The organism is Sphingopyxis sp. YF1 (assembly GCF_022701295.1).
Taxonomy (GTDB): domain Bacteria; phylum Pseudomonadota; class Alphaproteobacteria; order Sphingomonadales; family Sphingomonadaceae; genus Sphingopyxis.
In genome coordinates this window covers 2,649,524-2,673,630 of record NZ_CP033204.1, presented here as the reverse complement: position 1 = coordinate 2,673,630, position 24,107 = coordinate 2,649,524, and the positions used below count along the sequence as shown (strand labels likewise).

19 protein-coding genes and 2 tRNA genes are annotated in these 24,107 nt (G+C 62.3%); 9 read left to right on the top strand and 12 right to left on the bottom strand.

Features of this window, described 5'->3' with window-relative positions; genetic code table 11:
- Window positions 1-108: 108 nt before the first annotated feature.
- The 3 genes from EAO27_RS12985 (at window position 109) to EAO27_RS12975 (ending at window position 2,934) form a co-directional block, all read left to right on the top strand.
- Window positions 109-1,497: a hypothetical protein gene (locus tag EAO27_RS12985; RefSeq protein ID WP_242770376.1), complete on the top strand. Its 1,389-nt coding sequence runs from the start codon at window positions 109-111 to the stop codon at window positions 1,495-1,497.
- Window positions 1,498-1,738: 241 nt separating this feature from the next.
- Entirely contained in the window at window positions 1,739-2,725 is a 987-nt protein-coding gene (locus tag EAO27_RS12980) for a hypothetical protein (protein ID WP_242770374.1), read from the top strand.
- An 11-nt stretch (window positions 2,726-2,736) separates the two neighbouring features.
- Window positions 2,737-2,934 carry a hypothetical protein gene (locus EAO27_RS12975; protein ID WP_242770372.1) on the top strand — a complete coding sequence of 66 codons (198 nt, stop codon included), beginning with the start codon at window positions 2,737-2,739 and terminating at the stop codon, window positions 2,932-2,934.
- 110 nt (window positions 2,935-3,044) lie between these two features.
- Here EAO27_RS12975 and EAO27_RS12970 read toward each other — a convergent pair whose 3' ends face one another.
- Window positions 3,045-3,296 (bottom strand): hypothetical protein, encoded by a 252-nt coding sequence (locus EAO27_RS12970; RefSeq protein ID WP_242770370.1) that lies wholly within the window; start codon window positions 3,294-3,296, stop codon window positions 3,045-3,047.
- A 242-nt stretch (window positions 3,297-3,538) separates the two neighbouring features.
- On the opposite strand from EAO27_RS12970, the gene EAO27_RS12965 reads away from it, so the two are divergent.
- From EAO27_RS12965 to EAO27_RS12955, 3 genes are all read left to right on the top strand, one after another.
- Complete coding sequence (locus tag EAO27_RS12965) at window positions 3,539-3,952, top strand: hypothetical protein (RefSeq protein WP_242770367.1); 414 nt, start codon at window positions 3,539-3,541, stop codon at window positions 3,950-3,952.
- 165 nt (window positions 3,953-4,117) lie between these two features.
- On the top strand, window positions 4,118-4,651 hold the full coding sequence (locus tag EAO27_RS12960; protein ID WP_242770365.1) for a hypothetical protein: 534 nt from the start codon (window positions 4,118-4,120) through the stop codon (window positions 4,649-4,651).
- A gap of 169 nt (window positions 4,652-4,820) precedes the next feature.
- Window positions 4,821-4,891: transfer RNA gene (locus tag EAO27_RS12955), tRNA-Thr, on the top strand.
- Window positions 4,892-4,944: 53 nt separating this feature from the next.
- On the opposite strand, the gene EAO27_RS12950 is transcribed toward EAO27_RS12955, so the two are convergent.
- The 7 genes from EAO27_RS12950 to EAO27_RS12920 all read right to left on the bottom strand — a co-directional run bounded on the left by EAO27_RS12950 (window position 4,945) and on the right by EAO27_RS12920 (window position 14,120).
- On the bottom strand, window positions 4,945-6,177 hold the full coding sequence (locus EAO27_RS12950; RefSeq protein WP_242770363.1) for an integrase family protein: 1,233 nt from the start codon (window positions 6,175-6,177) through the stop codon (window positions 4,945-4,947).
- Between the two features lie 221 nt (window positions 6,178-6,398).
- Window positions 6,399-6,474 (bottom strand) — tRNA-Thr (locus EAO27_RS12945).
- Window positions 6,475-7,058: 584 nt separating this feature from the next.
- Window positions 7,059-9,161: a phospholipase C, phosphocholine-specific gene (locus tag EAO27_RS12940; RefSeq protein ID WP_242770361.1), complete on the bottom strand. Its 2,103-nt coding sequence runs from the start codon at window positions 9,159-9,161 to the stop codon at window positions 7,059-7,061.
- A gap of 34 nt (window positions 9,162-9,195) precedes the next feature.
- Complete coding sequence (gene phnE, locus EAO27_RS12935) at window positions 9,196-10,191, bottom strand: phosphonate ABC transporter, permease protein PhnE (RefSeq protein WP_242770359.1); 996 nt, start codon at window positions 10,189-10,191, stop codon at window positions 9,196-9,198.
- Window positions 10,188-10,913 carry an ATP-binding cassette domain-containing protein gene (locus tag EAO27_RS12930; RefSeq protein WP_242770357.1) on the bottom strand — a complete coding sequence of 242 codons (726 nt, stop codon included), beginning with the start codon at window positions 10,911-10,913 and terminating at the stop codon, window positions 10,188-10,190. Before EAO27_RS12930 ends, phnE begins: the two co-directional genes overlap by 4 nt.
- Window positions 10,910-11,845 carry a phosphate/phosphite/phosphonate ABC transporter substrate-binding protein gene (locus EAO27_RS12925; protein ID WP_242770355.1) on the bottom strand — a complete coding sequence of 312 codons (936 nt, stop codon included), beginning with the start codon at window positions 11,843-11,845 and terminating at the stop codon, window positions 10,910-10,912. Before EAO27_RS12925 ends, EAO27_RS12930 begins: the two co-directional genes overlap by 4 nt.
- Before the next feature lie 115 nt (window positions 11,846-11,960).
- The gene (locus EAO27_RS12920) at window positions 11,961-14,120 is read right to left on the bottom strand and encodes a TonB-dependent receptor plug domain-containing protein (RefSeq protein WP_242770353.1); all 2,160 of its coding nucleotides are present in this window, start codon (window positions 14,118-14,120) and stop codon (window positions 11,961-11,963) included.
- Window positions 14,121-14,371: 251 nt separating this feature from the next.
- Here EAO27_RS12920 and EAO27_RS12915 point away from each other — a divergent pair, with 251 nt between their 5' ends.
- Window positions 14,372-15,265 (top strand): MurR/RpiR family transcriptional regulator, encoded by an 894-nt coding sequence (locus tag EAO27_RS12915; RefSeq protein ID WP_278190096.1) that lies wholly within the window; start codon window positions 14,372-14,374, stop codon window positions 15,263-15,265.
- Window positions 15,266-15,625: 360 nt separating this feature from the next.
- Here the strand turns inward: EAO27_RS12915 and EAO27_RS12910 are convergent, their stop codons facing one another.
- The 4 genes from EAO27_RS12910 to EAO27_RS12895 all read right to left on the bottom strand — a co-directional run bounded on the left by EAO27_RS12910 (window position 15,626) and on the right by EAO27_RS12895 (window position 20,959).
- Window positions 15,626-16,561, bottom strand: coding sequence for a hypothetical protein (locus tag EAO27_RS12910; RefSeq protein WP_242770347.1), 936 nt, complete (start codon window positions 16,559-16,561; stop codon window positions 15,626-15,628).
- On the bottom strand, window positions 16,558-17,622 hold the full coding sequence (locus tag EAO27_RS12905) for a membrane dipeptidase (RefSeq protein WP_242770344.1): 1,065 nt from the start codon (window positions 17,620-17,622) through the stop codon (window positions 16,558-16,560). Before EAO27_RS12905 ends, EAO27_RS12910 begins: the two co-directional genes overlap by 4 nt.
- An 87-nt stretch (window positions 17,623-17,709) precedes the next feature.
- On the bottom strand, window positions 17,710-18,333 hold the full coding sequence (locus tag EAO27_RS12900; RefSeq protein WP_278190095.1) for an XRE family transcriptional regulator: 624 nt from the start codon (window positions 18,331-18,333) through the stop codon (window positions 17,710-17,712).
- A gap of 181 nt (window positions 18,334-18,514) precedes the next feature.
- On the bottom strand, window positions 18,515-20,959 hold the full coding sequence (locus tag EAO27_RS12895; RefSeq protein WP_242770338.1) for a TonB-dependent receptor: 2,445 nt from the start codon (window positions 20,957-20,959) through the stop codon (window positions 18,515-18,517).
- Between the two features lie 178 nt (window positions 20,960-21,137).
- Here EAO27_RS12895 and EAO27_RS12890 point away from each other — a divergent pair, with 178 nt between their 5' ends.
- Window positions 21,138-22,493, top strand: a complete 1,356-nt coding sequence (locus tag EAO27_RS12890) for an amidohydrolase family protein (RefSeq protein WP_242770335.1) — start codon at window positions 21,138-21,140, stop codon at window positions 22,491-22,493.
- A gap of 50 nt (window positions 22,494-22,543) precedes the next feature.
- Complete coding sequence (locus EAO27_RS12885; RefSeq protein ID WP_242770333.1) at window positions 22,544-24,106, top strand: aldehyde dehydrogenase family protein; 1,563 nt, start codon at window positions 22,544-22,546, stop codon at window positions 24,104-24,106.
- The last annotated feature ends 1 nt before the right edge of the window (window position 24,107 follow it).

Below are 24,107 nucleotides of genomic sequence, written 5' to 3'. Positions count from 1 at the left end.
GTTTATTATGATAATAGGCCGTGCGGATCAGGTAAGACATACGCAGAGCTTTTATATATGGTAGTTAACAGAGGGAAATACCTTCTTGCCGTCGATAGAAAGGAGGCGATGCGTGACCGTGAGAAAGAAATTCAGAGGCTCGCGCGTAAGGCAGGAAAACGCGTCGCCACGGTAATCCTGATGAGCGGTGATCATAATCATCAATCGAGTGCTGGCTCAACGACGTTTCAGGTGTCGACATCGGTCCGCGCTGCTGTCGCTGCCATCCCCTTCGTTCACGACATTGGCCATGTCGTTGTGATTATCAGTCATGAGGCGCTGAAACTCGCCGACCTCGACGGCTTTTCGGGATGGCATCTCGTGATCGACGAGACCCCGTCCATTCTCGATCAGCAAGGTCTCCAAACCGATCTAACCCGCGACTTCTTTGAAAAGCACTATAAGCTGAATGCGAATGGGAAACGTTCGGAGATCACTTCGGTGAGCCGAACGACCGCCGCTGACCTGCGTCGGGACACGCTCGCGAGTCCCATCGCAGTGATGCATTCGCGTGTGCTGTCCGATCGCACAGTCGTGTTGACTGACATTATGGATTGGAAGGAACTTAGCGAGGATGGACAATGGACTTGGACCTCGATCTGGTCGCCCGACCAGTTGGCGGTGTTCAGCAGCGTCTTGATCCTCGCCAATGCTTTCGAGAGATCGTTGACGTTCGCGATCCTGAAAAGGGTCTGGCCTGAGATAGAATGGGTTCCTCATCACAGGCTGGCGCTCCGCCAATACCGTCCGCGCAAGATGGTGATTCGATATTTTGCCGATAGGCACGCGGCGTCACGGTCGCTGTTTTCATCAGACCTTGGGAAAGACCGTCTTGCAAAAGTGGCGCGCTGGATCAGCGCCGAAGTCGAACCTGCATCGCATATTTGGACATGCAATCAGGCCGACGCCGCCGTGATTCAAAAACATCTTAGCGAGCCGACGAGACTGTCCCCTCGCCAAGCGGGCAGCAATTCTTTCGCGGCGGCGACTACGGTGTCCGCCATCTACACCGCCAAGGCGACGCCAGCCGAGCGGACGCTGTTTCGTGATCTCGGCATCGATCCGCACGTCGCCACCGAGACGCGCGAGTTTGAAACGATCTTCCAATTTGTGTGCCGCTGCGCCGTGCGAGACCCTGAAAACGATCAAGATTTGACGGTTCACGTATACGACCGAAATCAGGCCGCGTATCTCGCCGAACTGTTCGCAGCGACGGGGTATGTGGACGCGACGACGGAGTTGATCGACCTCGGTTTCGCTGATGCGCTACCGCCGCGCGGGAAACCCGGACCGAAGATCAAACCGAAGTCTGCCGCCCAGAAAGCCGCTCGCGACGAAAAAGCGAGGTCCAAAGCGCGCAACCGGAAGCGGAGGCAGCGAGCACGAAACGCAATGGCGCAAGATCAAATGAAGGAAAATTCAGCGCAGCGTAGATTGTGGGTAAAGGGGCGTCGATAAAGGGGGTGGGAGGCGTCAGGCGGTGGAGCCTGATGCCTCTCCCACGTCGCTACCTGTCGTTCGACGACGGAACCGCCAAGCGATTCACGATCATCCATAAGGCTTGATTTTCTTCACCCGTCAGATTTCGGGCTAACCAATCGAAAGTTCCCCCACGTCCGGGTAAACGTGGTATAATAGCCGCATGCAAAAGCCGCACGGAAAGGCCCCCGGTCTTCGATTACGATAATCGGAGACCGAAATGACAAACATCACATCATTCAACGGATGGTTGCTCGACCGCGCGGTCGAAATCGACGAAAATCATGCAGGGTTTGCGGGTCATCTCCTCCGCGCATCGATTGAACGCCGTCATGTTATTGCGGCCCATCTGTCAGTTCCAAAACCTATCCGGCGCATCGGCTCAGATGCTGAACTTGGAGCATTTCTTTCCCGCGCTTCACACGACGAAATTCTCGGAGCCGCGTTTGGAGAAGTGCCGACCGGATTTCGCGCAGCACTCGGACGGGGCAGTGCTCAGCCCTACAAACCACGGCATTACAGGTATCTTCACGGGCTAATGTCCGCATCATCGCGGCCCACCGTTCAACGCCTTCTGCCGAAGTTGGCGCGCGTCAATCCTACTCGCCTCAGGATCATTCGTGCGCTGCCCGCCGACCTTCACTTCGCGCCGCTGGTAATGGGACTTCGTAGCGTGGACGCGGCGCGCGATCTTTCCGTTCTTATCGGCTTGCTGGAGGAGGCGGGGGCGAGCCGTGCCGCGATGGTCGCGGCCCTCGCAGAAGTCTCCGACATGGACGGCGTTAGAAAATTTGCGAAACGCTGGGCATTTCGGATTGCTCTGCCGGATCATCCTGTTCCGGCCATCGACGGCTACCGTCCGATCGTCGAAACTGCTGAACTTCGGAAGCTGTCGATCCAGTTTCGTAATTGCGCGCGCAATTATCTCGCGAACTCGCTCGAAGGAAGGTCGGCATTTGCGGTGGTCTCCAATGGCGCAGTGGAATCGGTTGTTCATTTGGTCCGGCAGAAGGATCGCTGGTGCATCGACGATTTCTACGCCCGTGAGAACATGCCTCCCGATCGTCGTCTCGTCGAGCGGTGGACTAAGTTTCTTGCTTCGCACAACATCACGGCGCGCCAATTTCGCCGTGATTCCACGCATCGCTGGGGCAGCTTGCGAAGGATCGCCGGATATGTGGATTATGAAGAAGAGGTTCTTGCCTGACTAAATAAGATATGACCTTTTCAACCACCGAACTCCAACTCCTTCAGCAGGAGCACCAGACATATCTCGACCGGATTATTCCGACGATAAAACAACGATTGCGCGCGCGAGGCATTTCTCCGGAACAGATCGCGCGTTACGTCGAGGAGCTACCGAAAGCGCATTTCTTGATGACCCTTGCGCGGGTCCTCAAGGCTCCCCGTTTATAGAAAAGCTTCCAATATTTGCGGCTCTGATCAACCTCACAGGTGGGCGAGCCCATTGGAGCAGTGATCGAAACGGCGCTCATACCGCTGGCATGAAGCTGCAAGTCATCTACTCACGATTTCTCACCCGCGCTGTTCGAAATCCATTCCTCAAACCGGCGAACTGCCTCAACCGCTTCTGGAGGAAATTCAGCGGGTAATGTTTCCGAATTATAGCCCTCAGCTACAAGTTCGTTGTCGTTTGAAAGGTCCCTCAATTCAAAGCAGCGAGCAAAATCGTATAGCTCCATACCAAGTTTAAAGCCGCCAAAGGTTACGCTGAAAGAAAAATAACCGAGTGGATTGTCAAAGTTTGGTTCGCTCATCACCACATCCTTTTTAGTGCGCTGCGATGCGCAGCGTTTCAATGTGGCAGTCCATATCTCGGCTAATCTGGCTGTCCGCAATACCCTTTTGAAACATTCTGCACGCGATTAGGAGCGCTTGACCAAGCATCCATCGTCCATCTCAAGCGGTATACCGATCTGAGCGGATCATTTCGCTTCCCACCATCACGCGGCAACATGTGGATAGACCCTATTGAGATGTTCTCAGCAATGACGCCCAATTGAGCATCGATCCCTATTCCAAAACCCTCGTTGTCGCTGAGCATTTTGATCGACGTTTTTCCACCGATGCGGACGGCCTGTTTTGGCCATTCCTGAATCGAGTGATTGGGGAACGTGGCCACCGCGCACCTCAAGCTGATCTATTCAACAATCTCATAGGGCCATTGCCAAGGAGATTGCAGGAAGGGTGTTCCACCTTTGATGTCGGACTCTTTGACCCAGATGCGGAAACGGGACCCGACAGGATGCAGATCGCGCAACTTTCGAGACCATTGCACCTTCATGTCCTGCGGGAACATCTGACCGGCAATCGGTCGCAGACGGACCTCGAATTTGCTCCCAGCCTTCCGGGCCGAATAGCTCTCGACAATAATCTGGTGGTGATGTTCCCATGGCATTGCCATCGATTCTGATGCTCCCGTTCCGATAGAACCAAGGCACTGGGTTATGCGCGGACCAGCATCAACTAAAGGCAAAAAGCATCGGGACCCAGAATCCTCAGTCTACATTTGTTGTCTCGGAATCGAGTGCATGCAGAAATGGGTCGTTTACCGTTCGGGCGATAATGTCCGGTCATCATGATGTATGGCCCGACCGACATGTGGAACGAAGACAACGCCATTTATGACGATGGTGAATGGATCACGTGGACCGAGATCAATTCGCATCTCGAACGGCTGGAGTTCCAAGCGCGCTTCCCCAACCTCGATGTTGATCTGGTGCCAATCTTCCAAGACCTGCTTTCGGTGGCTCAGAACTATCACTGGCTCACCGGGAGCCATTTACAGGTCTATGGCGATCTCGGTGAACTCTATGGTGCGATCACCCACGGGATCAAACTGCATCGCAATTATGCGCAAGGGTCAGACGGCAAACTCGGCAATCACTTCGTCGAAGTGAAGACCATCACTCCGTTCAAGCGCAACGACACGATCACGCTCAACCTCAAACGCAACTTCAGCAAAGTGTTGATTGTCAAGATCGACAGCGCTTTCGAAGTGCAGGGCAAGCTGATCGATCGCAAGGCGCTCCCTAAGGTGAAGGGTGACAAGCTATGGCTTAACTGGGGGGACTTCGACCATGTCGAGATGTCTCACGCCTCCTTCGCGTAGTGATCGACTGAATCCAAGGTGCTGCCGGGCTCTTGATGTAGGCGGCCAATTGGAGTTACCAGCATACGCTCAGCATACGGTGCTCGTCCTTTCGGGATGACATCGGGAAATAGGCTGCAACAGGGCAGGGCGAAATTCGGCGAATTCGGGTGAGTTGGTGATTGTCAGAGCCGTCAGAAATGGCGCTTCTGATCATTCGTAATGATGGGGCCACAGGTTCGAGTCCTGTAAGCGGCACCACAAATCCCCGAAAATCCGTGACTTTCTCCACCAACAGTTGGCAATTGTGGCGCTCAAAAGCGTCCCACAATTTCCGAGAGCCGCTTTTCCCATATTTGTAGCGCACGACGCTTTTCGGCGTAGTAGTCATTGCGGTCATAGATGCCCTCAACGCCGCCGATCGCGTGGCTCATCACCCGCTCGATGTGGTCCTTTGCGATGAGACGGTTGCCCTGAGGGTCGCGGATGCCGTTGGCGTGAGACGAGAAAGTTCGCCTCAGATCGTGGAATGTCCAATGAGGAAACGCACACCCCTCCGGCGCGGCGAGTTTGACGACGGCCTCGCGAATTCGTTCCATAGATTTGCTGAACCCTGAGATGTGACGCGGGGCTTCGCCTGTGCGATGGGATGGAAATAGATAGGGGCTCGTCGACTGTTGGAGACGTCTTTTGATAATCGCCCAAGCTTGATCGCCCACCGGGACGATGTGGGAATTACCGTTCTTCATCCGCGCACCTGACAGTTCAAGATGCCGCTCGGCGGGATTAATTTCGAAGGAGGTGAGGCCGAAAATCTCGGTCCTGCGTTGCCCTGTAAGCAAGCCAAGTCTGTATGCATCTGCCCACACCAGCGGTTGGTCATCGAGAGCCATCCACAGCCACCGAATTTCCATAGCATTGAGGAAGCGCTGTCGCTTTCGTGTCGCGCCTATGGACAAGTCTTCAGCAGGATTGGAGCGCAACCCCGTCGTTCGTCGTTCCGCCTTGGCCCATTTGAAGAATGCCTTGAGATAGGCGGCGGCGGAATTAGCTGCTGCCATATCGCCGTCGTCTCGAATTGACTGGATAATGTCGAACAGCGTGTCGTCAGTCACGTCGGTAATGAGGCTTGAGCCGATCTCGCTCTGAAATCGCCTGCGCCACGCTCCTTTCTTGTAGGAAATGGTGCTGGGTTTGTTGCCCGACTTTCCATGCACATTCGTGCCAGTTTCAAGGCCGCCGATATATCGATCCCAAGCTTCCTCACAGGTCATTGCGGTTGCTGAGACGCTAATGTCGCTCGTTCCGACGCCATGGGTCAGGTAGACATCCTCGCCTGCATTAAGGTCGGCAACAATCTTGCAAGCCTTGATGCGTGCGTCGGCCAGACCAAGCGCTGGAAACCGCCCAAGCGTAATCACGCGAGGTATTCCGCGAACTCGTGCCCTCCAAACCCAAGTCTTCCCCGATTTTGTAACTTTGAGGGCCAAGCGATTGCCATGGGGATCAAGGATGATCGCATCCTCACCCCCGTGCTTGACGGCCATGAGCCCTTTATGATTCCAACTGACCATGCCGATCACCGTATGCTGGCATACGCAGCGAGCATGGCATTCGAGGATTATTGGATGCTATCGTTCAGCGCGCACTCGCGCCAAAAATACCCCAAAAATTAGCCCGACCGTATGCTGAGCGTATGCTGGGGACGCTTTTGAGCGCCACAATTGCCAACTGTTGGTGGAGAAAGTCACGGATTTTCGGGGATTTGTGGTGCCGCTTACAGGACTCGAACCTGTGGCCCCATCATTACGAATGATGTGCTCTACCAACTGAGCTAAAGCGGCAACGAGGGGCGCCTCTACCAGCGTGCCGGAACGAAGACAAGCACCCTCGCGCAGAAACTGATCCTGGCCCCATGGGGGAGCCTTCGGCGGTACGGAACGGCGTCTGGGCGCAGCTTCGCAGCATTTTCCTTGTGAAACGAACTTCGCCATCGGACGCTGCTTTGCATTCGATTTCAGATATCTATCAAATGCGCCCATCCGGCCGGCAGAAAGGCCACCTCCGCCTGCTCGGGTGTGCGTTCGTCCTTCGGTCCAAGAATGAGCGTGGGCCCAAATCGGAGCTCGGCGTCGAGCTTCCCGACGCGTTCGAGGAGAGTCGGGGCGATCATTCCTGACGGGGGCGATTGGAACGACCATAGCTACCGGAATTTTTCCGACCAGATATTCTTCGGCACGGACGACAAAGAGGTACTGCTTCTGCGTCCGCAGCGGAGAATTCGCGATGGCTCAATTCGTCGCGCAGGCCGTTGCGTCCGCAGAAAATGGGAGCATTCTTCTCCTCGTTGAGCCGCAGACTCGTCTTCACCCCACGATATTTCGACCTTAGCCGGACGACCATATGGCCGTCCGGCCTGTGTCGCCTGTCAGGTCGCGGCCAGCGGATCGCTGATGCCATGGGTGCCGCGTTCGATCCGCCCGGCGAGGCGGGCTTCCATGCCGGGTAGCGTGACGGTGACGTCGTACCAGCCATGCTCCTTTGCGGTGGGCCAGTTCGCTACCGCCTTGCCGCGGTTCGCGACGGTCACCGTTCGCGCCGCTGCGGCGGTGTAGGCGTCGCCGGCGATGCGTATCTGCTGCACTTCGCGTCCGTCGTTGGTGAAGGCGAAAGCGAGCTGTTGCCCGGCGTGGCGCATGGTCATCGCAGGCGCGGCCGCGGCTTCGCCGAGCGTGCCGCGGAAGGCGCGATGGAAGCCGTTGGGGCCGAGGATCCAGAGGTCGAACGCCCCGCCGGATGCGGCGTCCCAGCTGTCGCTGATCGCTTTGCCCGCCTCGACCGTATAGCGGCGCGGGATGCGGTCGAGCCGGTTCTTGTCGTAGACGTGAAAAACCGCGCCCGCCGTGCCCTCGTTGATGAAATCGAGCACGATCGACTGGCCGCCCGCGTCGATGCGTGCGTCGACGTGGAGTCTATAGGGGAGTGCACGCGAGCGGCGGATGCCCCGCTCCTGAAACAGCTCCTGCGGCGCGCGCGGCGGCAGCGCCTTCGGCCGCTGGAGATGCGCGTCGAGGATCGTCGTCGAACCGCTGACGTCGGGGAGTGCGGGGAAGGCGGCGTCGGCGCCCTTCGAGAAATCGAAGCAGGAGGTCAGGTCGCCGCAGACCGACCGGTGCCACGGGCTGATCGCCGGGATGGTGACCCCGAAGCGCTTTTCGAGGAACTGACCCACCGAGGTGTGGTCGAAGACCTCGCTGCTGACCCAGCCGCCCTTGCTCCACGGCGAGACGACATACATCGGCACGCGCGGGCCGAGCCCGAAGGGGCGCGTCGTTCCCGAAATAGTGTCGTCGCGCGACAGATATTTGTCCTCATGATCGTCGAAATAATGGCCGGGCAGCGCGAGCGTCGCCTTGCCCGCGAGCGTGCCGTCGGCGTTGTACGACGGCGGCGCGGCGGGGGGCAGATGGTCGAACAATCCGTCATTCTCGTCGAAGGTCTGGAAGAAGACGGTGCCCGCCCATGTGTCGGGATTGGCGGTCAGCGCATCGAGCACGCGCGCGGTGAATTCGGCGCCCTCGATCGGCGTCGAGGCCGAGGGATGCTCCGACCATTGCTTGGGCGGCAGCACCCATGACACCGCGGGCAGCGTCCCGTTTTTCGCGTCCTCGGCCAGCTTTTCGAGCGAATGATGCGACATGCCGCGTTCGTAGATCGGCAAACCCGGCTTCGCGTCGCGAAAACCCTTGAACGCGAGGCCGCCGTGCATGGCACCGGTCCAATTGTCATTGGGGTCCTGATAGATGCGCCAGTCGACGCCCGCCGCCTCGAGCACTTCGGGGATCGTCGCCCATTCGAGCGCGTTGCCGGCATAGGTGTAGCCGGGTTCGGGCAACGCGCCCTTGATCCAGCAGCGGAGGTTGTTGGGTTCCGATTTGTCGTCGCGGCAATTGGTCCCGGTGGCGGCGACCTCCGGATCGAAATTGGAGCCGGACCAGAAGACGATGCGGTTGGGATCGGTGCCGGTGGTGATCGAGCAATGATAGGCGTCGCAGATGGTGAAGGCTTCGGCGAGCGCGAACTGGAAGGGAATATCCTCGCGCCTGTAATAGCCCATCGAATAGTCGGTCTTGAACTTCGGCCACAATCCGAACTTGCCCTGGTTCCATGCGGCCTGCGCGTCGGAAAAGCTGTGCGGGGTGCCGGGCACCTTCAGCGCGTTGGTGCGCGCGGTGTCGAGGTGGAAGGGCGGCAGATCGCGCGCACCATTGCTCTGGAACCAGACATTCTTGCCATCGGGGAGGGGGATCGGGTGGCGGTCGCCAAAGCCGCGCACGCCCTTCATCGTCCCGAAATAATGATCGAACGAGCGATTTTCCTGCATCAGGATGACGATGTGGCGCACATCCTTGATCGTGCCCGTCGTACGCTTGGCGGGGATTGCCAGCGCGCGGCCGATGCTGGCGTGGAAGGCCGCGGCCGATCCCGCGACGCCGGCCGCTTTCAGGAAATTACGTCTCGACTCGCTCATGCAAACTACTCCGGGTTGGAAGAAAGGGCTGGTTTTATCGCCACGCCCGACGCGCCCGCGACGCGATCAGGTCGAGGGTCAGGATGACGAGGAAAATGGCGATCAGGATCGTGCCGACATGGCCATATTCATACATGTCGAAGCGGCCCTTCAATTCCTGGCCGATACCGCCCGCGCCGACGAGGCCGATCACTGCGCCCATGCGGACGTTGCGGTCGAAAGTGTAGAGCGTGCAGGCGATATGCTGCGGCAGGATCTGCGGCAGGACGGCCGTGCGCCAGATCGTCAGTCGCCCGGCGCCCATCGCCGCCAGCGCGGCTTGCGGACGCGGGTCGGCATCCTCGATGTCGTCGGCATAGAATTTCCCGAGGAAACCCGCCGCATGCAGGCCAAGCGCGAGCACCCCGGCGATCGGGCCGAAGCCGTAAGCGACGACAAGGAACAGGGCGGAGACGAGTTCGGGCACCGCGCGGAGAAAAGCCGATGCGGCGCGTGCGGCGGTGCGGACCGCGGGGTGCGGCGTGACGTTGCGTGCCCCGAACAGCGCCAGCGGCAGCCCGATCAGCACCGCGATCAGCGTGCCCCAAAGCGCGATCTCGATCGTCTCGATCATCTTCGCCGCAACGTGAAAGGCATAGCCGAAGGGTTCGACCAGCCACGCGGTGCGCACGACGCGCTCCTCGTGGCGCAATGTGTCGGGATCGAGCTCGCTGACGCGCGTTTCGACCGTTTTTATATGCGCGAAGAGGGGGAGGCGCCCGGGATCGAAATTCTCGATCCGGCTCACCTCGCGCCGCGACGATAGCTGGATCGGTACCAGCTGGCTGAGCGTCGACGCCAGCCCCCCGGCGACCTGCGAGTGATCGACGAGCCCCGCTTCTGCCAGTACCGCTTCGCCGCTGAGCGCCAGCATCCGCCCGATTTCGACGCGCTGGCCGGTGTAGCCGAACAGCAGCAGCACTGCGACGAGCAGCGCGGCGGTCCGCGCATTGAAAACAGCCGGGAAGCGCCAGGGGAGGGGCGCATTCATGACCGCGCTGCCACCAGGCGCGGCCGTGCCATGTCGCCGTCGAACATGGCGGCGGTCCCGTCGAAGACGATGCGACCGGCGTCGAGCAGGATGATGCGGTCGGCGAAGCGGCGCGCGAGGTCGGGCTGATGCAGGCTGCAGACGAGCGTTGCGCCGAGGTCGCGCGCTTCGTCGCGAAGCAGGGCCAGCGTCGCTTCGCCGGTCGCGGGGTCGAGGCTGGCGACGGGTTCGTCGGCAAGGATGATCGCCGGGCGGTGGAGAAGCGCGCGGGCGATTGCGACGCGCTGTTGCTGGCCGCCCGAGAGGCTGTCGGCGCGGCGCGCAAGATGGGTTTCGTCGAGCCCCAGCGCGGCGAGCAGCCGGGCCGCGCGCTCGCGTGCGGGCCGCGGGTAGAGGCCGGTGAAAGAGCGCCAAAGCGCGATATCGGCGACCGCCATGACATTGCCCGCGACGCGCGCCCGTCCGCACAGCGCGAAATCCTGCGGGACCAGCCCGAAGCGGCGGCGGAGCGCGGCGCCCAGAGGCGCGCCATCGTACAAGATGCCCCCGGTGTCGGGGGCGGTCATTCCCGCGATCACGCGCAGCAAGGTCGATTTGCCCGCGCCCGATGCCCCCAGCACGGCGCAGAACTGGCCTGCGGAAATGTCGAGCGATATGTCGGCGAGAGCTTCGGCGCCGCCGGGATGGCGGACGCCGAGATCGATGATGCGGATGTCGATCATCGGCGCGGCCTCGCGGCTGACTTGCGCAGCATCTCGTTTTTCAGCGCATCGCTGATTTGCGCCATTTTCCGCGCCGCGGGGGCGAAATGGTCGGGGGCGATCTGGCCGACGTAGGAATCGACCTGCGCGCCACCATAGCCGCGGATCATGGCGGGCGCGACGTCCGGCCGGTCGTCGAGATTCTCGAAGGCCGCGCGCAGTTGCGCACGCAGTCCAGGCGGCAGGCGGGGGCTCGCGATCAGCGGCGGATAGGGGATCGGGTCGCTCCGCGCGATCACGCGCAGCGACCGCGCACCGGGGACATTGGCGCGTACCGCCTTGTCGTAGGAATCGAAGGAAAGCGCCGCAGCGTCGACTTCGCCATTGATCAGCGCCGCGAGACTGTTGGCGTGGGTGCCCGTCATGCGCACCGCGGACAGGTCGCGCGCCGGATCGATGCGGGCATCGAGGAGCATGGTGACGGGAAAGACGAAGGCCGAGGTCGAGTTGACGTCGCCAAAGGCCACGCGTTTGCCGGGCAGGTCGGCGATCGCGTGGATGGAGGATTCGGGGCGGACGAACAGCCCGGCATAGTAGACCGATCGACCCGATTTGACCGCGACCGCCAGCGGTTCGGCGCAGCCGCGCTTGCGGGCCTGCAAATAGGTGACCGGGCCGACGAAGGCGATATCGGCGACATTGTTACACATCGCCTCGACCACCCCGCCGTAGGATTGGGCGACCTTCAGGTCGAAGCGCATCCCGGTGCGGCGTGCCACCGCGTTGAAGATCGGTCGATAGTCGGCGAGCGTGCCGCTCTCGGTCCCGCCGTCGGCGGGGATCAGCAGCACGCGCAGCGGCGGCGGCTGTGCCGATTGCGGACGCCGTGCCAGCCAGCCCGCGCCGACGGCGAGCATCGCCGCCAGCACGCCCGCGAAGATCCAGCGTCCCATATGCAACCTCCATCGACCCGTAAGACGGAGGGCTGCTAGGGGCGGGCTGTGACAATGCCATGAACCGGACTCCAAACGGGCCCGGCGCCGTCGCCGGTGCCGGACCCGCGAACGATCAGAATTTGGTCGTGTAGGAGATGTAGACGCTGCGCGGCTTGCCCTCGAACTCATAGCCGTAGAAATATTCGGGGCTGTTGAGCGCGATCTCGCCGCGGTTGAACGCCGAGCTGTAGCGCATGTTGCCATAGCCGTAGCGCTCGGCATATTTCTTGTCGAAGATGTTGACGATGCGCAGCTGGAACTGGTGTTGGCGCTCGTCGCCCGCGCGATAGCCGATCGATCCGTTCATCAGGAAATAATTGCCGAAATTGTGGCGCAGCGACTGGTTGACGCCGCCGGTCGCATATTCGGCGCCCTGGTAACGCGGGAACAGCGTGATGTGGAAACGCTCGTCCGGGCTGCGCCAGCTGACATTGCCGCCGATCATATATTCGGGGGTCTCGTTGATCTGCAATTTGCTGCCGTCGAGATGCGCCTTTTGCTTGGTATAGTTGACGCTGAACGAGAGGCCGTTGCCGACCCGCACGTCGAGTTCGGCGGTCAGCCCGCGGATCTGGGTGATCCGGTCGTTGTTGAAGAAGGTGTTCGGGGTCAGGCCCGACGTGCTCTGGATGCGGTTGGTGACGTCGGTGCGGAAGGCGCCGATTTCGGCATTCACCGCGACATTGCCGAAGTCGGTCGCAAAGCCGACGCCGCCATTATAGGTTTCGGTCTCTTCGGTCTTGAGATTGGGATTGCCGACCAGCGTCGGCGTATCGATGAACAGTTCGTTGGTCCGCGGCAGGCTGTACGAGGTGCCGCCGTTGCCGCGGATATAGAAGTCGCCGATCGGCTGGCGGAAACCGAATTTCCAGATCGTGCGCGATCCGAAGCTGTCGGCGAAATCGGTACGCAGCGCGAGCGACAATTTGGTGTCGCGGCTGAACGGAAGCACCGGGCGGAAATCGGCGTAGACGCCGGTGATCGTGTTCGACTTGTTCGAGATCGGGAAGACGGGGTCGGAATCATTCTTGTACGAAACGACCTGGACGCCGGTGACCAGTTCGAACAGGTCGGGATAGGACAGGGTGTTGCGGAGGTTGAGCCCGAGTTCGCGGAAGCCGCCGACCTTCGAATCCTTGCCGAAGCCCTTGTTGGGGAAGGGTATCGACTTGCCGGTGGCGTCGCCGAACGCGATCGGCTTGCCGGTCGAGGGATCGGTACAACCCGTGGCGACCTTGCAGATTTCGGCGTAGGTTTCGGTGTTGTTGAGCCGCGGATTGCTCCAGTAGCCGGCGATCTCGGTGTAGACATGGTCCGACCAGCGGCGGTCGAGCGTGACGTCGATGATCGGATAGCGCACGCGGTTCGGTGAATAGGTTTCGGCGTCGGGGAACGGATCGTGGAACTCGATCTGGGTATATTGCCCACCCACGCGAAACTCGCTCCTGTCGTCGACCTTCCACAGATATTTGAAGCCGAGATTGCCGCGGTTGAGCGGATATTTCTGGATGCCGCCGGCCTTGGCGACATTGTCGACATAGGATTCGGGGGCGAAGATGCGCGGACCGTCGGTCTGGATGCTGCCGCCGTAGAACATCAGGCTGTGGCGCCCGTCGGCGTCGAGCGGGAAGCTGGCGTTGCCCCAGATTTCGCGCGTGTTGAACGCGCCATATTGCGCGCCGAATTCGAACTTGCTGGTGCCGTCGGGGCGCTTGGTGACGAGGCTGATCACGCCGATGCCGCCGTTGCTGCCAAAGAAGAGGCTGTTGCCGCCACGGAACACCTCGGCGCGCTCGATCATGTGCGGGTCGATCGTCGTCGTGCCCCAGATATCCTCGAGCGCGGGGCCGCGATCGTAAAGCGGCACCCCGTCGAGCACGACCAGCGTGTCGCGGTCGCTGCCGCCGTCGAGGCGGATCGTATATTCGCCTTCGTCGGGCGAATAGCCGATGTTGGCGCCCTTGATCAGGAACTGGGCGATTTCGGCGAAGTTGGTCGCCCCGGTCTCGGCAATCTGCTCGGCGCTGATGATCTGGACGGCGTTGCCATATTCGATCGCCTGCGCCGCGGTCGGTGTCGCTTCGGCCGTCACCGATCCGGTCACGACGATCTCGTCCCCGGCCTCGGCGGCGTCCGCTGCCGCTTCGGTGGCGAACGCGGCGCAAGGCAGCGCGCTGGCGGTCAGGAACAGGCCAAGACGAACGGCGGCACGAAATTTGGGAGAGTTTTGCACAATATTGCCCCTGTTGAAGGATCGCGGTCACATTGGCAGTGCAGGGGCCGGTCGCGTTGGGCGACTCGATGCTGCGCCGCATCAATGTTCGAGGCCCGGCTAGGCGCGGCATGTGACAGTTGAATGAAATTTTCTCATTTTTATGATATCATTAAATGAGGATATTTTGTTCTTGAGATGGGGGGATTCCGGGGTAGCATGATCGGTCCCAAGGGGGTTGGGCAACGGATTCAGTCAGAGAATTTCCGGATATGACCGAGAAAATCACGGAAGAACGGGGCGCGGCCGATGATCGGGGGCCGGTCGAAAATGCGCTTGTACGAATGAGGATGGCGCATGGCGGTATGGCCAAGGGCGCGCGACGCATCGCCGACTATATCCTTGCGCAGCCCGAGGGAATCGTGCGGATGTCGATCACCGAACTCGCCGACGCGGTCGGGGTGAGCGAGGGCAGCATCGTCAATTTCTGCCGCGGTATCGGCCTCTCGGGCTTTCAGCATCTGAAGCTCAGCCTGGCGCGCGAGATCGTCGAGCCGGTGCAGTTCATTCATGAAGACGTCGGGCGCGACGATGATATGGATATGATCTGCCGCAAGGTCTTTCATTCGGGGATTCAGGCGCTGCGCGATTCGCTTTCGGTGCTCGATCCGCAGTCGCTCGCGCGCGCCGTCGATGCGATCCGCACGGCAAAGCGTGTCGAAATCTATGGCATCGGATCCTCGGCGCCGATGGCCGAAGACGCGCATTATCGCATGCTGCGCATCGGGCTCGACGCCCGCGTGGTCACCGACAGCCATGTCCAGGCGATCAGCGCCTCGCGCTGCGACCCCGATGTCGCGGTGCTGACGATTTCGCACAGCGGCGCGACGCACGAGACGGTCGCCGCGACGCGGCTCGCGAAGGAGGCGGGCGCGCGGACCATCGTCATCACCAATTTCGCGCGTTCACCGATCCAGGCGCATGCCGATGTCGTGCTCTTTACGATGGCGCGCGAAACGCGCTTTCGCACCGAGGCGATGACGAGTCGTATCGCCCAGCTCTGCGTCGTCGATGCCCTGATCGCGGCGCTCGCGCTCGGCGATTATGACCATGCGATCGATACGCTGCGCCAGACCTTCGAGGTGCTCTCGATCAAGCGTTTCTGACCGGCTGTCGGGATGCGCAATGGCTTGGGGTGGCAGGAACTCGTCCCCGCGCCTGAACGCCGCCGATCCGCAAATGGCAATCGGGACACGATCCTTCCGTCCCCGATCCGGTTGGCCGGCTCACCGGCCCCTCGGTTTCTACCGATATATCGCGCGCGAGGTCTGGTGATCATGCCGGTCGACGCCCGCTCCGTGGCATGCGCTATCCAGCCCACCGTTCGGGCGATGGCGAACAGGCCGAAACCCGACCGCGGCGGCGAAAATCGCCACCCACCGCGGCGGGGTTCGATCCGTCGGCGAGAATGCCAAGGTTCGACGCGTCGTCATGACGCCTGCCCGTGGGAGAGGGCGCCGTCCCGGCTAATAGCCTTTGCGGCCGGGCTGCGCGAGTTCGGCTTCGGAGGGCCAGTGTCCCTGCGGATTTTCCCGGATGATCTCGGTCAGCAGCGCCTTTGCGCCCGCCTCGTCGCCGGCGAAGCGGCGCTCCATCGCGATCGCGAACTTGATCGTGCTGTCGCGCGTGTCCTTGAAATCCGCGGGGTCGAGCCGGCCCTGCATGATCTGGACCGCCTGGTAATAGGTGAAATTCTCGATCAGTTTCAGCCCCGGTTCGATCGCGTCGATCGCCGCGCGCGCCTTGTCGTGCTGGCCCATCTTGCGCAGCGCGATATAGGTCCAGTAGGCGGTCGGCACGCGCATGTCGTCGCGCGCGAAATCGGCCGCAAGCTCGAGCGACCGGGCCATTCCGGTTACCATCGTCGGATAGTCGCCGGTCGCGAAGCTGGTCTGCGCGTGATAATAGACGATGTTCCCGCGATAGGTGCTGATCGTCAGCCCGATCGGGTTGGGCATGCCGTCGGGTTCGAAGCTGTCGGGGGTGTCGCCCATCAGTTCGAGCGCCTTTTCATAGTCGGCGAGCGCTTCCTCGAAGCGCCGCGCGCGCGTCAGGTCGCGGGCGCGGAAGCGATAGAGTTTGTAGCTGTCCGGGAACTGCTCGATCCCGGCGCTGAACGCATCGACCGCGTCGCAGATGCGACCGGCATAGTCGAGCCGGCGCCCGTACCAGATATGGCTGTCCTCGCGGCCCGGTGCGATGCGCAGCGCCGCCGCCGCGATCGCGATATCCTCGTCGAGCATCTTCTGCGTCGCGGCCGGATATTCGGGGATGGTCAGCTGGGTGCCGATCAGGCTCGTCGCGCAACGCCCCGCGTCGGCACCGGGGACATCGGCCGACGCGGGGGCTGCCGCCAGCAGCATGGACAGGGCGATGGCGGCGCGGAGCGGGAGCCGGCTCATCCGATCACTTCCTGATAGATGCGGCGGACGTTGGTCCCCATGATCTTTTCGACGACGCTTTCGGGGTATCCCAGCTTGCGGACGCCGTCCCACACGACTTCCATGCGCCGCGGGCCGTTGAGTTCGTTGATGAACAACGGCCAGTCGGCGTCGTTGAAATTGGCACCCTCTTCGGCCTTGAGTTCGGCGATATAGGCATCGGTCATTTCGACGACGCGGTGGTCGCGGTCGCTGCCGATCGCGACATGGTCGGCGCCCATGACATTGACCGCATGCGCGATGTGGCGGAAATATTCGGGCAGCGCGTCATCGCGCTTCGTCGTCAGGAACGGCCGCATCTGGCAGATTCCGGCGACCCCGCCGCGGTCGGCGAGCAGGCGCAGGTTCGCGTCGGTCGTGTTGCGGATATTGCTGTGCACCGCCATGCACGCGGTGTGCGAGACGATCACGGGCACCTTCGACGCTGCGATCGTGTCGGCCATCGTCTGCATGTTGGAATGGGAGAGGTCGATCAGCATGCGGCGTTCGTTCATGCGGCCAACGAGGTCGCGGCCGAAGTGCGTCAGGCCGTTCGCGCCGAGTTCCTTGCATCCCGCGCCGGCCCAGTTCTGGTCGTTGTAGGTGATCTGCGCCGACGTCACGCCAAGCTTGCGGAACAGGTCGACATTGTCGAGATCGCGGCCGAACTGGGTGCTGTTCTGGAACAGGTAGAAAAGCGCGAGTTGACCGTTCCGGCGCGCGACTTCGATGTCGCTGGCCTTCGTCGCCTTCAGGAACAGCTCGGGGTGTTTCGCGATGTGTGCATCATGGTCGAGCACGGCCTGGATGGCTTCCTCATAGGCCTGACCTTCATAGACCTTGGGATCGCAGAGGGTGACGGTGATCGCGTCGAGGCCGCTCGCGCGCATCTCGCCGATCAGCGCCGCATCATATTCGAAGCGCACTTCGCCCATCGCGTCAAAGGTGAGGGGGCGCGCCTTCGCAAACGCCGCCGTCGCGGGTGCCAGCGCCATCGTGGCCGACAAGGCCGCCCCCGACAGGATGAAATTCCGTCTGTCCATAGCTTCGCCCTCTCCAATTCTCTATTGGAAAGAAATTAGCGTATCGGAAAATTATTGCAAGCGTCGATCGGATCCGGCGGCGGGGAATCAGCCGGTGTTGACCCACAGCACGACGGCGTCCTGCTCGCTCGTCGAATAGCAGGCGTGCTGCATGCTGCTGTTGATGTAGATGCTGTCGCCGACCCCGAGGATCGCGGGTTCGTAATGCTCGGTCTGGAAACAGATTTCGCCTTCGAGCACGTAGAGGAATTCCTCGCCGCTGTGCTGCGACCAGCTCTTGAAATCCTCGAGGCTGCGCGCCTTGATCGTTGTGACGAAGGGCAGGAGCTTCTTGTTCTTGAGTTCGGCCGCGATCAGCCGGTGGCGATAGACCGCGGTTTCCATCAGGCGCCCGGCGCCGTCCATCGTGACGCTGCGCCGTCCGGTCGCGCCCTGGCCCGAATTGCTTGCGAACAATTCGGTGATGTCGATGTCGAAACCGACCGCCAGCTTTTGCACGACGTCGAACGTCGGCGACATCTGGTCGTTCTCGATCTTCGAAAGGGTCGAGGCTGCGAGCGCGGTCAGGCGCCCCGCATCCTCCAGCGTCATGCCCCTTTCGCGGCGCAGCTGGCGCAATCGCTCGCCCAGATGAAAGGTTTCGGAACGAGGCCGCCGGGCGCTGCGCACAGCGTCCAGAACGTCCGGCTCGTTTCCACTCCTGGGCGGCATAAGTCTCCAATCCTCAACTTGCTCGAGATCGTGCGGCGATCGGGGACGGGGAATGATCCGATCAATCGTCCGTCGCAATCTATAAAACACAAATTTCCGATAGGCTACGGGATTGGCATATACGCTATGCCTTTCATCGCCGTGCCTACCGGAAATCCATGCTCGTCTCGAACGAACGGGATCAGAACTTAAATTTGGCGTTCAAATAGTAAAATCCGCCCGCGACCCCGAACACGCTGTGGTTGTCGTAGATCAGGCCGGCGCGCGCGCGCGCTGCGCCGCGGCCCGGGGGGAAGATGTTGAACAGGTTGCGCGCGCCGATGCTCAGGTCGACATTCTCGATACCCGAATAGGTCACTTCGGCGTCGAACAGCGTCACCGCCTTGCGCGGCAGGAAGCTCGCGCCGTCCAGCCGGCGCCAGGCGCCATAATGGATCGCACGGCCCATGAAGGCAAAGTCGCCGACCTTGGTCGTCGCCGAGAAATTGCCGCGCCAGCGCGGGGTGCCGCGTTCGAACTCGGTGACGATCGCGGGGCTGAAGCCCGGGGGCGGCGCGCCGCGCAGATGCTGCTCGTTGTAGTTGACCGCCAGGCTGAAGTCGGTCGAGGCATTGTCCGACCAGCTGTGGCGATAGGTGCTCACCAGGTCGAAACCGCGCACGCGCGTGTCCATCTCGTTCTGGAAATAGCGCACCTGCTCGATGTCGGCGCCGTTGGGGAAACCGATCGCGGCGAGCGCCGCGCGTTCGGCCGCGGTCGTGTTGCGCGACGGGGTCAGAAGCAGGCGGTCGTCGACGTCGATCTGGTAGAAATCGAGCGTGGTCAGGAACCCGTCGATGCCGGTGAAGACGATGCCCGCCGACATGTTGAACGAGGTTTCGGGGGTCAGCGCGTTCGACCCGAACACCTTGGCCGCGGGCGAACCCGGGACCAGCACGGCGTCGAGGATGAAGCCGCCGAGGCCGTCGAGCTGCGAGGTCAGGCTGGTGCCGAACACCTGACCGGCGGCCGGGGCGCGGAAGCCTGTGCTGACTGACCCGCGCAGCGCGAAGGCGTCGCTCAGCTCGAAGCGCGTCGCGGCCTTGTAGCTGAAATTGTCGCCGAACTGGTCATAATCCTCGTAGCGCGCGGCGACCGACAGGTTCCACCAGGGGGTGATGTCGGCATCGACTTCGCCGAACACCGCATAGCTCTTCGAATCGAAGCTGCCGGCGAATTCGGGCGAGAAGCCCTGGAAGCCGTTCGATCCGGCGGGCAGATCGCGCAGCGGCCCGGTGAGGTAGCTGGCGAGGTCGCCCTCGCCGATGACATAGGTTTCCTTGCGGTAGCTGGCACCCGCAAAGGCGAGGATATTGTCGGTCAGTTCATACGACAGCTCGGCGTCGAACTGCAGTTCGCGCTGGGTCAGCGAACCCGGCTTGAACGAGGTCGGCGAATTGACCCCCATCGACGCGTTGATCGTGCCGGTGATCGTATAGTCGACGGTGTTGGTGCCGTAGCGCGCCGACAGGTCCCACTTCAGGCGGCCGACCTCGTCGCGCAGCCCGACGAGCGCGCTGAAATCCTCGAGGTCGCCCGAAAATTCGGGGGTGAAACCGCCCGGATAGATGGCGGCGAGGTTGAACAGCTGCGGGTGGGCGGGGCTGAGGTCGAACGCCGAATTGGCGTAGGTGCTGTGGCCGTTGAGGCCGCCCGCCGCGAACGGCTGGCGCAGGCCGAAGGTCACCGAGCTTTCGCCCGTCATATAGTTGCCGAACGAATAGAGTTCGAGCTCGTCGCCGAGTTCGACACCCGCGTTCCACACCGCCTTGAAGGCCTTGTAGCGCGGGTCGAGGTTGCCCTCGGGATGTTCGGGCACGCCCGGAACGCCCTGCGCGCGCAGCGCCTCGGCCCCCGCGTGGGTTGCCTTCTTGGCATAGGCCTTGGCCTGGTCGGTATATTGGGCGGCGATGTTGAAATAGGCGTTGTCGCCCACCGGCACCGCAAGGTGGCCCTGAAGGTCATAGGTGCGGCCGCCCGACGAATAATATTCGCCGACCTGCCCGATGAGCGAGCCGCCGCTCTTCTGCTTCTTGAGCTCCATGTTGATCACGCCCGCGATCGCGTCCGAGCCATATTGGGCCGACGCGCCGTCGCGCAGCACCTCGACGCTCGACAGGGCGATTGGCGGAATGACGTTGAAATCCTGCCCCTGCGAACCCGAGGTCGAGGCGTGGCCGGTCCCGATCTGCACGATCGAGGCGCGGTGGCGGCGCTTGCCGTTCATCAGCAGCAGCACGTGATCGGCCGGCGAGCCGCGCAGCGTGATCGGACGCACGAAGGACGATCCGTCGTTGCCCTGGAGTCGTTGGGCGTTGAACGCGGGGACCAGCGTGCGCAGCGCATCGTTGACGTCCGAATAGCCCGTCGCGTTGATCTGTTCGGGCGAGATGACGTCGATCGCGACCGAACTGTCGGTGATCGAGCGATCCTTGCGGCGCGTGCCGATGACGACGATGTCGCTGCCGCCATCGCGGGCGTCGGCGCTGTCATCCGCCGGCGGCGGCGTCTGTTGTGCATAAGCGGCTGGCGCCATCGCGAATGCGAGAGTCGATGACAGCAGCAGGCGTGACACGATTTTCGACATATTCCCTCCTTTTGGACCCGTTTTCCCGGCCAGAATCTTTTCTGATTTCCGGTCCATGCCAAATTTTCCATAATTTTCCTATCATAAAATTTATTGCCCCTCCAGCAATAACTTCCTATGCGAATGGAGTGGCGCCGCAGACGGGGTCCGCGGGGCGAGGGCCGACAGGAGAATTTGCGTGAACGGCACGGAAAAAAGGCCGGCTCGGGGCCGGTGGGGGCGGGGCTCCGCCGCGGCGGTCGCGCTCGCTGCGGGGCTGCTGGCGGTGCCCGCGGCGCGGGCCGTGCCCGCCGAAGCCCCGCGGGCCGACACGCTGCTGATCCACGCGGGTGCGGTCATCGCGGTACCCGGCGAGCGGCCGCTCGGGCCGAGCACGATCATTGTCGAAGGCGACCGGATCGCAGCGATTCGCGCCGGCCATATCGAGCTGCCCGGCGCGCGCGCGATCGACCTGAAGGGCCGGACGGTGCTGCCCGGGCTGATCGACACGCACGTCCATTTCAGCTTTTCGCCTGAAACGAAACTATGGTCGGCGGCGATCGACACGCCCGAGGATGTCGCGCTCTTCGCCTTTGCCAATGCCAAAAGGACCCTGGAAGCGGGTTTCACTACGGTGCGCGACGTCGGCTCGGACGGCTATTCGATCCACGCGCTGCGCGATGCGGTGAACGAGGGGGCGCTCGTCGGGCCGCGCATCTTCCTTTCGGGCACGTCGCTGTCGATCGTCGGCGGGCATGGCGACATGTCGGGGCTCAACCGCAAGACGACCGAGGCGCTCTATCCCTATGACTATACCGGCGCCTGCACCGGCGGCGTCGAGTGTGCGCTGCGCGTCCGCGAAGCCGCCAAATATGGCGCCGACCTGATCAAGATCACCTCGACGGGGGGCATCATGTCGCAACAGGCGCGCGGCCTCGGCCAGCATCTCAGCGACGAGGAGCTGAACGCGATCGTCACCACCGCGCACAGCCTCGGTCTCAAGGTCGCGGCGCATGCGCATGGTGGCGCGGGCGTCGCGGCTTCGGTGCGCGCCGGGGTCGATTCGATCGAGCATGGCACCTGGCTCGATGAAGAGACCGCACAGGCGATGGCAAAGCGCGGGACCTGGCTGGTGCCGACGCTGGGCCTGCTCGACGGGCGCAAGGACGCCGATGCGACCCCCGAAGTGCAGGCAAAGATGGCCGAGGCGCGAGCCGTTGCCGGCCGGAACATCCGCCTCGCGGTCCGGTACAAGGTCAACATCGCCTTCGGTACGGACGCGGGTGTGTCGCCGCACGGGCAGAATGCGCGGCAGTTCCGCCATATGGTCGAACAGGGGCCGATGACGCCGGCCGCCGCACTCCGCGCCGCCACGGTCGATGCCGCGGCGCTGCTCGGGCAGTCGGGCAATATCGGTACGATCGAGGCCGGGAAGTTCGCTGATCTGATTGCGGTCGCGGGCGATCCCTATCGCGATGTGACGGTGCTCGAACATGTTTCCACCGTCATCAAGGGCGGTCGCGTCATCGTACAGGAAGGCGCTGCCAGCCCGTGATGCCACCCTCGGGTATCTCCCTCATTCTCCCCATTTCAACGGACAATAAAATGAACGCTCTGGATACGAAAATCTCCCATCACGCCGCACCGGGCGCCTTTGCCCAGGAGGTGGCCGGCATCTTCGACGAACTCGGGCTGTCGCTCGATGCCAGCCGGGGTACGGACCTCGAGGTTCGTTCGCCGATCGACGGTTCCGCGCTCGCGCTCCTGCGCACCGACCGGGCGGGCGACATGGACGCCATGGTCGCAAACGCCCGCACCGCTTTTGCCGCCTGGAAGGACGTGCCCGGCCCGCATCGCGGCGAGCTGGTCCGCCGCTACGGCCTGCTCGTGCGCGAGCACAAGGAGGCGCTGTCGCGGCTTCTGACCATCGAGAATGGCAAGATCCTCACCGAAGCGCGCGGCGAAGTGCAGGAGGTGATCGACATCTGCGAATATGCCGTCGGCCTGTCGCGCCAGCTCTTCGGCCTGACCATCGCGTCGGAACGCGCCGAGCACCGGCTGACCGAATATTGGCACCCGCTGGGCGTACTCGGGCTGATCTCGGCGTTCAACTTCCCCGCCGCCGTGTGGGCATGGGGGACGACCGTCGCGCTCGTATGCGGTGACAGCGCGATCTGGAAGCCGTCGGAAAAGACTCCGCTCACCGCGCTCGCCTTTGCCGGTCTGTTGCAGCAGGTTGCGGCCGAATACGACCTCGCGCCCGATCATCTGGTGCAGGTCGCGATCGGCGACGCCGCGTGCGGCGCGATGCTCGCCGATCACCCCGATGTCGCAATCCTCAGCGCGACGGGCAGCGTGCGCATGGGGCAGGACGTCGGTGTGCGCGTCCAGCGTCGCTTCGGCCGCCCGATCCTCGAACTCGGCGGCAACAACGCCGCGATCGTCGCGCCGAGCGCCGATATGGGGCTGGCTCTGCGCGGCACCATCTTTGCGGCGACGGGCACCTGCGGCCAGCGCTGCACGACGCTGCGCCGCCTGATCGCGCACGAGGATATCCGTGCCGGATTCGTGAAGCGACTGATCGCCGCGGTCGGCAGCCTCAACATCGGCAGCCCGCTCGACGATGCGACGCACGTCGGCCCGCTGATCGACAAGGCGGCGTTCGACGCGATGCAGAGGGCGCTCGAACAGGCGCGGCGCGAGGGCGGTACCGTCCACGGCGGCGAGCGGATCGAGGTCGCGGGATCGCCCGACGCCTGGTATGTCCGCCCCGCGATCGTCGAAATGCCCGCCCAGACCGACATCGTCCGCGAGGAAACCTTCGCCCCGATCCTTTATGTCCTGTCCTACACGGCATTCGACGATGCCATCGCGCTCCAGAACGGGGTGCCGCAGGGGCTGTCGTCGTGCGTGTTCACCGGCGACGTGCGCGAAGCGGAGAAGTTCCAGTCGGCGCAAGGCAGCGATTGCGGCATCGTCAACGTCAATATCGGGACGAGCGGTGCGGAGATCGGCGGCGCCTTCGGGGGAGAGAAGGTCACCGGCGGCGGCCGCGTGTCGGGGTCCGACAGCTGGAAGAATTATATGCGCCGCGTTACCGCGACGGTGAATTACTCGACCTCGCTGCCGCTTGCGCAGGGCGTGAAGTTCGATCTCGACATCGACTGAA